10 protein-coding genes and 1 pseudogene are annotated in these 10,380 nt (G+C 69.4%); 5 read left to right on the top strand and 6 right to left on the bottom strand.

All coding sequences use genetic code 11. The features are described 5' to 3' along the window. The 4 genes and pseudogenes from HII36_RS34605 to HII36_RS34590 form a co-directional block, all read left to right on the top strand. A pseudogene (locus tag HII36_RS34605) lies at positions 1-401 on the top strand (hypothetical protein); the annotation flags it as partial. A 184-nt stretch (positions 402-585) separates the two neighbouring features. Continuing rightward, positions 586-2,208: an LCP family protein gene (locus HII36_RS34600; RefSeq protein ID WP_173527521.1), complete on the top strand. Its 1,623-nt coding sequence runs from the start codon at positions 586-588 to the stop codon at positions 2,206-2,208. Positions 2,209-2,384: 176 nt separating this feature from the next. After that, positions 2,385-3,551, top strand: a complete 1,167-nt coding sequence (locus tag HII36_RS34595; RefSeq protein WP_173527520.1) for an acyltransferase family protein — start codon at positions 2,385-2,387, stop codon at positions 3,549-3,551. Positions 3,552-3,658: 107 nt separating this feature from the next. Further along, on the top strand, positions 3,659-4,570 hold the full coding sequence (locus HII36_RS34590) for a glycosyltransferase (RefSeq protein WP_236004163.1): 912 nt from the start codon (positions 3,659-3,661) through the stop codon (positions 4,568-4,570). Here the strand turns inward: HII36_RS34590 and HII36_RS34585 are convergent. Both HII36_RS34585 and HII36_RS34580 read right to left on the bottom strand, forming a co-directional pair. Next, positions 4,567-5,469, bottom strand: a complete 903-nt coding sequence (locus HII36_RS34585; RefSeq protein ID WP_173527518.1) for a hypothetical protein — start codon at positions 5,467-5,469, stop codon at positions 4,567-4,569. The two genes, HII36_RS34590 and HII36_RS34585, sit on opposite strands and share 4 nt — an antisense overlap. Beyond that, positions 5,466-5,957, bottom strand: a complete 492-nt coding sequence (locus HII36_RS34580) for an RNA polymerase sigma factor (protein WP_173527517.1) — start codon at positions 5,955-5,957, stop codon at positions 5,466-5,468. The genes HII36_RS34585 and HII36_RS34580 overlap by 4 nt, the downstream gene beginning before the upstream one ends. A gap of 94 nt (positions 5,958-6,051) precedes the next feature. Here HII36_RS34580 and HII36_RS34575 point away from each other — a divergent pair, with 94 nt between their 5' ends. Then, positions 6,052-6,729 carry an acetoacetate decarboxylase family protein gene (locus HII36_RS34575; protein ID WP_236004165.1) on the top strand — a complete coding sequence of 226 codons (678 nt, stop codon included), beginning with the start codon at positions 6,052-6,054 and terminating at the stop codon, positions 6,727-6,729. A gap of 9 nt (positions 6,730-6,738) precedes the next feature. On the opposite strand, the gene HII36_RS34570 is transcribed toward HII36_RS34575, so the two are convergent. The 4 genes from HII36_RS34570 to HII36_RS34555 all read right to left on the bottom strand — a co-directional run bounded on the left by HII36_RS34570 (position 6,739) and on the right by HII36_RS34555 (position 10,355). Beyond that, positions 6,739-7,623 (bottom strand): glycosyltransferase family 2 protein, encoded by an 885-nt coding sequence (locus HII36_RS34570; RefSeq protein ID WP_173527515.1) that lies wholly within the window; start codon positions 7,621-7,623, stop codon positions 6,739-6,741. 186 nt (positions 7,624-7,809) lie between these two features. Next, a complete protein-coding gene (locus HII36_RS34565; protein WP_173527514.1) occupies positions 7,810-8,577 on the bottom strand; it encodes a CDP-alcohol phosphatidyltransferase family protein in 768 nt (255 codons plus the stop codon). After that, positions 8,555-9,595 carry an iron-containing alcohol dehydrogenase family protein gene (locus HII36_RS34560; RefSeq protein WP_173527527.1) on the bottom strand — a complete coding sequence of 347 codons (1,041 nt, stop codon included), beginning with the start codon at positions 9,593-9,595 and terminating at the stop codon, positions 8,555-8,557. Before HII36_RS34560 ends, HII36_RS34565 begins: the two co-directional genes overlap by 23 nt. Before the next feature lie 28 nt (positions 9,596-9,623). Further along, positions 9,624-10,355 carry a phosphocholine cytidylyltransferase family protein gene (locus tag HII36_RS34555; RefSeq protein ID WP_173527513.1) on the bottom strand — a complete coding sequence of 244 codons (732 nt, stop codon included), beginning with the start codon at positions 10,353-10,355 and terminating at the stop codon, positions 9,624-9,626. Positions 10,356-10,380: the final 25 nt, after the last annotated feature.

Raw genomic sequence — 10,380 nt, 5'->3', positions numbered from 1 at the left:
CGCCACCCCCACCACCTGGGCGCTATCCCGCGCGTGTCGGCGCCGACTATGCCAAGCTCTACGAGCGGGGTGCGATCGGTACCGAGATCGTCGAGCCGTTCGCCGGATGGCTGCGGGCCTATCAGGGCGTGGCGCGCCTGCCTGGCGCGGCACTGCTGGCCGTCCTGCTCGTGCCGCCCGCGATGGCGGCCGTACGCGGGTGGCGTGCCCGGCGCGCGCCTGTTCCGCGCGGTCCGCGATCGGTGGCGCCGACGTGGCTGCTGCCCTGGGCGACGGCCGTCGTGCTGCTCGTCGCGCCGCCCGCGGTGGCCGAGTTCGACTACCGGTACGTGCTTCCCGCCGTGCCCCTGGCAGGGCTGGCGGCGGCGCTGAGCATCCGGCTTGACCAGCGCAAACGGTAAAGAGTTGGGCGATGATATTCCACGAAATGTCCGGGTCTGAGTATGCTGTGCCGCGGATTCATCAGGCCCGGGTCACGGCTGATTCCCGTGGTCGTGGCACCGGGTACGCCGTACGTGACCTAGTCTCGTGGCGCGGATCGACCAAGCCAGCGCGATATGCGCGAGAGAGCAGGCTAGGGGGCGTATGAGTGACTACCGGAGCGCGTCCGTGCAGGACCGCATGGTCGCCCCGACGCAGCCGGGCAGCCGCATGGCGCGCAGGGCGGCCGGGGCCGCACCGCCTCCGCCGGGAGACCTCCCGCCACGGAAACGCGGCGGCGGGAGCTCCGGCAACGGCCGGATGCGGGTGCTCGCCTGGGTCAGCATCGCCACCACGTCGCTGATGGTCGCCGGGTCGCTGACGGCGTACACGGTCTACCGCGACGCGTTCGGCGCGATCAACCAGAAGAGCGTCAAGGAAGACATTCTCAACCCGCGCCCGCCGGACACCGGCGCGCTGAACGTGCTGCTGGTCGGCTCCGACACCCGCGCGGGCAAGGGCAACGCCAGGTACGGGCAGAAGCTGGCCCGCGAGGCCGACGCCGGCGGCAAGCGCACCGACACGATCATCCTCATGCACATCTCGCCCAACCGCGACCAGGCACGCCTGATCAGCTTCCCGCGCGACTCGATGGTGCAGATCCCCCGGTGCAAGAACGAGACCACCAAGCAGGAGATGGCGCCGCGCCGGGACATGATCAACTCGGCGTACAACACGGGCGGCATCGCGTGCACGATGTCCACGATCGAGACGCTCACCGGCATCCGCGTCAACCACTTCGTCGAGGTCGACTTCAGCGGGTTCAAGAACATCGTCGACGCCCTGGGCGGCATCGAGATCTGCCTGAAGTCCGGCGTCGACGACAAGGACTCCAAGCTGCACCTGCCGCCGGGCAAGAGCCTGCTCATGGGCGAGCAGGCGCTGGGCTACGTCCGCCTGCGCAAGTACGGCGACGGCAGCGACATCCAGCGCATCAAGCGCCAGCAGATCTTCCTCAGCAAGGTCGTGGCCAAGGCCACCAGCAGCGAGCTGCTGACCGACGTGGGCAAGCTCACCTCGTTCATCAAGGCCGTGGCGGGCTCCGTCACCATGGACCCCGAGCTGGCCAACGACAAGGGCAGGCTCATCGAGATCGCCACCAGCGCCAAGGAGCTGACGGCGGGCGGGGTCAAGTTCACCACCGTCCCGTGGGGCCCCGACCCGGCGGACGAGAACCGCGTGGTGTGGAAGCAGCCCGACGCCGACGAGCTGTTCACCGCGGTCAAGAGCGACACCGAGGTCCTGCCGACGGCGGCGCCGAGCGCGAGCACCGGCACCAAGCCCAAGGTCACGATCAAGCCCGAGCAGGTTCAGGTGCAGGTGCTCAACGGCACCGCCACGCAGGGCAAGGCCCGCGAGGTCGCCGACATGCTGAGCAAGCAGGGCTTCAAGGTCGTCGAGGTGGGCAACTACCAGGCGGCGGACGGCCAGACGGACACCGAGATCCGCTACGGCAAGAAGTCGGCCACCGGCGGCGACTACGCCGGCGTGCTGGCCGGCATGGTGCTGCCCAAGCCGGCCCCGGTGGCGGGCATGCTCAAGCCGGCCACCAAGGAGCCCTACACCTCGCCGGTGCCGCTGCCCTCGGCGGGCGCGGCGGCGAAGGCCTCGCCGGTGGTGCAGCTCATCGTCGGCGCCGATTTCAAATCGGTGAAGGTGACCAAGCTGCCCGACAGCGTCAACAACAGCACGATCACCGCCTCGGAGCAGAAGAACGCCTGTACCTGAGCCTCCAAGTTCCCTGTGGAAGCGGGCTTTCTGGATTGGCTCGTGAGACAGAAACCGTACAGGCGGGATAATGTGTTGCGGGTCGGCGACGCAACGCGCACGGCGCCGTAAGGCATCTGCAAGGCGTGTTGCCTATCGTGAGACCCCGACCCCAAGCGAAGCTGAGCGATCTTCCCGTGTCTGACACCAAACACTCTCCGCCCGTCAAGACCACTGAAGAGGAAACCGGTCCCGCGCAGACGGGAACGCGCTGGCCGCTGCCCGAAGGGGCGTTCTGGACCGACCAGACCGACCCGGGCGGCGTCGAACGGGGTCAGCGTCCCGAGTCACAGGAAGAGCCACCGAAGAAGCGGCAGCGCGACCCCTATCTCGACAACGTCAAGTTCGTGCTGATCGCGCTCGTGGTGCTCGGGCACTCGCTGGTGCCCACGTTGTCGGCGCATTCGTCGAGGTCGCTGTACATCTTCATCTACATGTTCCACATGCCGCTGTTCGTGATGATCAGTGGCTATCTGTCGAGGAACTTCTGGAACTCCAACGCGAAGACGAACAAGCTGGTCGACACGTTCGTCGTGCCGTACGTGATCGTCGAGGTGGGCTACGCGGCGCTGCGCTTCGCGCTGGGCCAGAAGTGGAGCCTGACGATCATCGACCCGGCCTGGCTGAACTGGTACCTGCTGGCGTTGCTGTTCTGGCGGTTGTCCACCCCGGTGTGGAAGCGGATGAAGCACCCGGTGCCGGTGGCCATCGCGATCTACATGTTCGCCGGGTTCTCGCAGATCAAGGGCGACTTCAGCATGGACCGCTTCTTCGGTCTGATGCCGTTCTTCGTGATCGGGCTCGTCATGCAGCCCGAGCACTTCGAGCTGCTGAACCGGCGATGGATCAAGATCGTGTCGGCGGTCACGCTGGTGTGCGCGGCGGCGGTGGCCATCTTCATCGCGCCCAAGTCCCCGCTCGACCCGTTCTACTTCAAGCACAGCTTCAAGGACATGGACCTGTCGTGGTGGATGGGCCTGGGGCTGAAGGCCGGGCTGCTGATCTGCTCGCTGGCCATGTGCTTCGCCGTGCTGTCGCTGGTGCCCAGGAGTGACACCTGGTACTCCGACCTCGGCACGCGCACGCTGTACTGCTACCTGCTGCACGGCATCCCCGTCCTGATCGCCAAGGACCAGGGCTGGCTGGAGTTCCCGTGGCTGCACGGGCCGCTCGGCGTGCTGGCGATCGCCTCCAGCACGTTCGCGCTGGCCATCATCCTGTGCCTGCCGGAGACCCGGACCGTGTTCAAGTGGGTGCTCGAACCTCGCCTGACCTGGCTGTATCGGCGTCCTTCTGGAAGTTAAGCGGCCGTTCCACCCGCATTAACGCCTTTGACCTGGTAAGCACGGAGCATCGACACATGCGGGCATGTGTCGCCACCACCGTCCATCACCCAGAGGACGCCCGGATCATGCACAGGCAGATCAGGGCGCTGCTCGACGCGGGCCACGAGGTGACGTATGTCGCCCCGTTCACCTACTTCAACGTGACGCCGGTCGTCGGGCTGACCGCGATCGACGTGGGCAGGAACGCCGCGATCGGCCGGGCGCGCGCCGCGCTCAGACGCGGGCTGAAAGACGCGGACCTGCTCATCGTGCACGAGCGGCGGCTGCTGCGCGCGCTGCCGTACCGCCGTCCGCCGGTCGTCTGGGACGTGCGCGAGGACGTCCAGGACCGCCACCTGGCCAAGGCCCGGCGGCGGCATCGCGTGATAACCCCGGCGGACGTTCCAGAAGCCACCCTGGTGTCGTCCAGCCCGCCCCCTCCCGGCGACACCAGGGTGGTCCACATCGGCAGGCTCTCCCCCGAGCGCGGCGTGGCCGAGCTGATCGGCCTGGCGGAACGGCTGGCGCCGCACGGCATCAGGCTCGACCTGATCGGCCCGGCCGGCCGCGAGGTGCGCCCGATGCTGCGTGACGCCCAGCGGGTGGGCCTGCTCGACTGGTTCGGCTACGTGCCGAACCGGCACGCCCTGCGCATGGCCGAGGGCGCGCTGGCCGGACTCTCGCTGGCCGCGCCCACGATCGAGGGCGTGCCCACGAAGGTGCTCGACTACCTGGGCCGCGGCCTGCCGGTGATCAGCACTGCGCAGGCGGCGTCGCTGGTGGAGGGCGTGGAGTGCGGGCTCGTGGTGCCGTTCGACGTGGACGCGGTGGTGGACGCCGTACTGGATCTGAAGGAGGATCCGCGGCGGCGGCTGGCGATGGCGGCCAAGGGGCACGCCGAGGCCAGGCTGCGCCACCACTGGCCCGACCACGCGCCGGCCTTCGTGGCCAAGGCCGAGACGTGGGCGGGCCTGACCGCGCACGCCCTGGCCGTCTAGGGCCGGTCGAGGTCGAAGGCGACGTCGGCCAGCCGGACCGTGCGCACCAGCGGATCGGCGATGATCGTACGCAGGCGTTCGATCGAGACGAGGTCGTCCACGTAGGCGTAGGCCAGGCCCGCGTCGGCCGCCTTGCGCAGCCGGGCCAGCGACAGGTCGAAGCTGCGCAGGTTGGCGTCGTCGTGGTCGCGCAGGATGCCGACCCACTTGCGGAACTCCTTCAGGTCGATGCCGCACGCGGTCTCCTTGACGTCGCCGTAGTCCCAGTCGCCGGTGCTCCAGGTGATGGGCAGCGAGCCGGTACGGCGTTCGTAGACGACGCGGGACGGGCAGCCCCCGTGCCGCCCGGTGAAGGCCACCAGTTCGGGCTCGGTGAGCGGCCTGGCGAACTCCACCACGGCCAGCGCGTTGAGGTCCTGGGGCAGGCGGGCGAGCACCTTGGTCACCTCTTCCTTGGGCGCCAGCGTGCCTCCGACGTTGTAGAGGGAGAAGGACAGCCGCGTGTTGGCCGGGTGGCCGAGCGGCAGGTGCCCGACCCTGCCGAAGAAGTTCTGCGTGATGGTGTAGGTGTCGCCGCCCAGCGCGTTGAAGCCGCCGTGGGCGCGCACTGGCGTCCCCTCCATCCGGAACGACATCGACAGCGGCGTGGTCTCGCAGCAGGTGCCGCCGGCCAGGCGGTAGGCCGGGTTGTAGAGCTTGAACGCGGTGCCCAGCACCTCGGTCATGCGCTTGCCCCGGTCGCCGCGTTCCTGCACCAGCCTGGAGCCGGCGGTGGCCAGCACCGCGAGGGTCAGGATGATCGACAGCACGATCGAGACCGTGCGGAGTATGCCTCGCCTGACGGCCTGCTTCGCCGCCTTCGGGTCGAAGTCCGGCAGCTCGGGGAAATCATCGGTCATCGGTTCACTCCGTACATGTCGGCGAAGGCGGCTCTGGCCCGCCACACGGCGGTCTTGATCGAAGCGGGTGATCTGCCGGTCATCGCGGCCACCTCCACCAGCGAGAAGCCTTCGAAGTACACCAGGGTGAGCAGCCTGCGGTGCTGCTCGGGCAGCCGGTCGAGCGCGTCGCGCACCTCGAGCGGGTCGGCGTGCAGCGCGGGCGCGCCCAGTTCGTCGGGGTCGGGCAGCGGCAGGTCGCGCCGGGCCCGCCGGACGTGGTCGATGAGGACGTTGCGCGCGATCGTGAGCAGCCAGGCGGCCGCGTTCTCCCCGCGCCAGCCCAGCAGGGCCCTGGTCGCCTTGACGAACGTCTCCTGGGCCAGGTCCTCGGCGAGATGGGGGTCGCGGGTCCTGCGTAGGAGGAACCCGCACACGAGCGGCCAGTGCTCGCGGTAAAGCTCCTCGATGATGCCGCCCTCCGCGCTTTTTCGATGGTCACATTTCACCTAGACGGCACCGGCGCGGGAATGGTCACACAGCTCGCAGGTTGATGTACTGGAGGCTATGGCATCGCATCTCATCCAAGGCCGGACGGTGAGCATGCCTGTGCGCGTACGGGACGCCACCATCTGCAGCGCCCTGTTCCCCGTCCGAGCCGACGCCGCCCGCGCGGTGATCGCCTACTCCGGGCTCGACGTGGCGGAGCCCCTGCCCGGCAAGGCCCTCTGCACGCTGCTGTTCGTCGAGTACCGCGACAGCGACCTCGACGCCTACCACGAGTTCGGCATGGGCTTCCTGATCCGCCCGCCGGGCGTGCCTGGCGCGGCCGGGCTCGGTGAGCTGCGGCGGTCCGGGCTGTTCGTGCACTGGCTGCCCGTCGACCAGCCGTTCACGCTGGAGGCCGGCCGGACGATCTGGGGCTTCCCGAAGGAGCTGGCCGACATCGACCTGCGGCTGTCGTCGCCGTACAAGCGGTGCATCCTGCGTAAGGACGGCAGGCTGGTGCTCGACCTGCTCGTCAAGCCGGGCGTCCCGCTGCCGGGCGCGGCCGCCATGGCGCCGCTCGACGCCTTCACCCACCGCGACGGCGTCACCCGGCGCACGCCCTGGTCGGTGCACGCGCGCGGGGCCAGGATGCGCCCCGGCGGCGCGCTGATCCGCCTGGGCAACCATCCCATCGCCAAGGAGCTGAGCGAGCTCGGCCTGCCCAAGCGGGCGCTGTTCAGCACCACGATGTCGCACGTGGAGATGGCGTTCGGCGAAGCGGAACCGGTCTAGGGAACGGGGCTAGACGATCGGCGGGCGGCCGAGCTTGACCATGCGCCAGGCCGTGCGCCAGGCCATCGGACGGCGCTCCCCGGCCGGCGTGCGCAGGCCCTCGACGAACCCCGAGAACCACGCCTTGAGCGCCAGCCCGGAGCCGCGCTCGCGCAGCAGCGTGAGGCCCACCCAGTTGGTCAGGTAGAGGACCGCCAGCGGCCAGGGCAGGTTGCGCCTGGCCAGCCACACCCGGTTGCGCGCGTTGAGCCGGTAGAACTGCGCGTGCCTGGTGGGCGGGACCTGCGGGTGGTACATGACGGTCTCGGCGTCGTACTCGATGCGGTAGCCCTCGCCCAGCAGCCGCCAGGCCAGGTCGGTCTCCTCATGAGCGTAGAAGAACTTCTCGGGCAGCCCGCCGACCTGCAGGAACGCCGACCTGCGAATGGCCGAGGCGCCGCCGAGGAACGTGGTGACGGGAGACGAGCGCTGCGGGTCTCCGGCGCGCAGCCGGGGCACGTGCCGGCGCTGGCCGATGCCGCCGTCGGGGTCCATCACCCGGAAGGAGATCACCGCCAGGTCGGGCTCGGTGGCGAACCTGTCGCGTACGTGCGCCACGACCTTCTGGTTGGCGTACCAGCCGTCGTCGTCGAGGAACAGCACGACATCGCCCGAGCACTCCTCCACGCCGCGATTGCGGCCGGCGGGAATGCCCGCGTTCTGATCGAGCCGGATCGTCTTGACGACCGCGGCCGACCCCTCGGGTGGCGTCGCCGACACCTCGGGCACATCCGCGCCGTTGCCCACGATCACCACCTCGACGTCGCCGTCGACCTGGTTCAGCGCGGACTCGACCGCCCGGTTCAGCTCCGCGACCCGGTTGCCCATGGTGAGGATGACGCACGAGATCTTCAACGGGTCATCGTCCTGACGCGTTGAGGACACGGGCGGAGCATTCTTTCATGATCACCGAGTCTGCTGGGTCTGCGTGTTGTCTGGCTGGTGGAGCTAAGCGTATCGGAACCGGTAGTGAACCCCCACCGAACGGCGGACGTCCGATCAATAGGACGGACGGGGAGCGCTGCCGGTTCCGACATGAGATCACGCCAGCCGCCGCGACGCCAGGATGCTGACCAAATGGAGCACGGTCTGCAGCGCGGCCGCGACGAGGCAGGCCACGACGAGCACCCTGGTGGCCGTCAGGTTGCCGGCCGCCACGTCGATCACGGCCGTGACCAGCGCGAGCATGGACAACTCGATCGGCTGCACGATCCGGTGGAACTTGGTGGCCGACAACACCCGTCGGCCCAGCCCGAGCAGCCCGGAGCGGAACTGCACCCCGGACGACTCCGAAGCGGTGGACAGCCCGCCCTTGGCGCGGGCCACGTCGACCAGATCGGTCTCGGCCTTGATCAGGATCGCGCCGAGCGCGGCGGCGAAGCCCATGACGGTGTACCAGTCGGGCAGCATCGCGGAGGCCCGCCAGCCCAGCCCGGCCAGCACCGCCGCCTCGCAGAAGTAGGCGCCGACCCGGTCGAGGTAGACGCCGGCCAGCGAGGTCTTGCCCGTCCAGCGGGCCAGCTCGCCGTCGGAGCAGTCGAGCAGCAGATAGACCTGGACGAGCAGGAAGGCGCCCACCGCGGCCCACAGCCCCGGCAGGGCCAGCACCACGCCGGCCGCGACCCCGGCCACCGTCATCACCCAGGTGAGCTGGTTGGGCGTGACGGGGGTCTTGGTCATCAGCCAGGTGACGTAGATCGACAGCCGGCGCATGTAGAGCGCGCCGGCCCAGTGTTCGCCGTTCCTGCGCTCCAGGTGGCCCTCGGGCTGGGCGACCTGCCGCAGCTCAGCTACCGAAGGCGCGGACATAGTCCTCCACCCGATCGCGGATCTCGGAGTCCTGCATGCGCAGGTGCTCGAGGATCGTGTAGCGCCCGGGACGGGTCGACGGCGCCAGCGCCACCACTTCGGCGAACTGCTCGCTCGTCAGCCCGATGTCGCCGGGCGCGACGGGCAGCTCGTGCCGGCGCAGGCAGTCGGTCACCTGCTTGACCCGAGCCGTGTCCTCCCTGAGGAAGTAGCAGAAGGCGGCACCGATGCCGGCGAGCTCGCCGTGGTTGGAGGTGCCGGGGAAGAGCTGATCCACGGCATGAAGGATCTCATGGTCTCCGCCGCTCGCGGGCCGGGATGAGCCGGCGATCACCATCGACATCCCGGACAAGATAAGCGATTCGGCCAGCACGGTCAGGAACGCGTCGGACTCGATCCCGTCGGAGCGGCCGATCAGCGCCTCGGCCGCGGTGCGCGCCATCGAGCAGGCCAGGCCGTCGATCGGCTCGCCGCGCTCGACGTTGCCGAGCTGCCAGTCGTCGATGGCCGACAGGTTGCTGACCACGTCGCCCACGCCGGCCCTGACCAGGTGCTTGGGCGCGCTGTGCACGAAGTCGAGGTCGACCAGGATCGCCAGCGGCATCGGCACGCCGAAGGAGCCCTTGCCGCCCTCGTACACGAGGGAGGCGGTCGGCGAGCAGATGCCGTCGTGCGACAGGTTCGTGGCCACCGCGACCATGGGGATGCCGGCCAGCGAGGCGGCGTACTTGGTGGCGTCGATGGTCTTGCCGCCGCCGACGCCCACCACCACTTCGTAGGCGCCCTTGCGCAGGTCGGCGCCGAGCGAGACGGCCGCGTCGACGGTGCCGTCGGCCACCCTGAACACCTCGGCCTCGCCCAGCGTGGGCGCGATCAGGCTCTCGATATGGTCACCCTGCCCGGGGCCGACGGCCACGGCGACCCGGCCCGAGGTGGCCACCCGGCTGTCGGCGAGCAGGGCGCCGAGCTCGGCCACCGCCCCCCGCCTGACCTCCATGAGCAGTGGCGCGGGCAGCATCCTGGCGAGAAGCGGCATGCACGCCCCCTCAGTAGCGAACGGCTATGGTGCGAGCCTTCGCCAGGTCGTCGTGGTTGTCCACCTCGACCCAGTCGACCTCGCCGATGGGCGCGACGTGGATCTGCTCGCCGCGCTCGACCATCTCCTGGTAGCCGTCCTCGTAGTAGAGCTGGGGGTCGCGCTCGAAGGTGGCCTTGAGCGCGTCGGCCAAGCGGCCGGCCGCGCCGGGGCGGATGAGCGTGGCGCCGATGTACTCGCCGTACGCCTCGGCCGGGTCCATCAGCTTGGTGATGCGCTTGAGCGCGGAGCCGTCGAGGGTGACCTTCATCTCCTCGTCGGCCAGCTTCTTGACGTTGTCGACGGCCAGCAGGATGTCGCTGGTCTCCGGGGCGGCCAGCAGCGTCTTCTCGACCGAGACCGGGTGCACGGTGTCGCCGTTGACCAGCAGCGCGCCCTGGGCGAAGTAGTCGCGGGCGCACCACAGGGAGTAGGCGTTGTTCCACTCCTCGGCCTTGTCGTTGTGCACGAGGGTGAGCTTGACGCCGTGCCGCTGCTCCAGGGCGTCCTTACGCTCGTGTACGGCCTGCGCCGCGTAACCGACGACGACCACGACGTCGCGCAGGCCCACCTCGGCGAGGTTGCGCAGCGAGATGTCCATGATCGTGGTCTCGCCGTCGACCGGCACGAGCGCCTTCGGCAACGTGTCGGTGTACGGCCGCAGGCGTCGTCCGGCTCCAGCGGCCAGCACCATTCCCAGCAACGTGCACTCCTAGGTCGAGCATGTC

It is taken from the genome of Nonomuraea antri, assembly GCF_013283785.1.
Lineage (GTDB): Bacteria > Actinomycetota > Actinomycetes > Streptosporangiales > Streptosporangiaceae > Nonomuraea > Nonomuraea antri.
This window is presented reverse-complemented; position numbering and strand designations above follow the sequence as displayed.

Coding starts and splice junctions, on each gene's coding strand:
- HII36_RS34600 (WP_173527521.1), top strand. CDS start 586: ATGAGTGACTACCGGAGCGCGTCCGTGCAGGACCGCATGGTCGCCCCG.
- HII36_RS34560 (WP_173527527.1), bottom strand. CDS start 9,595: ATGCTGCCCGCGCCACTGCTCATGGAGGTCAGGCGGGGGGCGGTGGCC.
- HII36_RS34565 (WP_173527514.1), bottom strand. CDS start 8,577: ATGTCCGCGCCTTCGGTAGCTGAGCTGCGGCAGGTCGCCCAGCCCGAG.
- HII36_RS34590 (WP_236004163.1), top strand. CDS start 3,659: ATGCACAGGCAGATCAGGGCGCTGCTCGACGCGGGCCACGAGGTGACG.
- HII36_RS34575 (WP_236004165.1), top strand. CDS start 6,052: ATGCCTGTGCGCGTACGGGACGCCACCATCTGCAGCGCCCTGTTCCCC.
- HII36_RS34585 (WP_173527518.1), bottom strand. CDS start 5,469: ATGACCGATGATTTCCCCGAGCTGCCGGACTTCGACCCGAAGGCGGCG.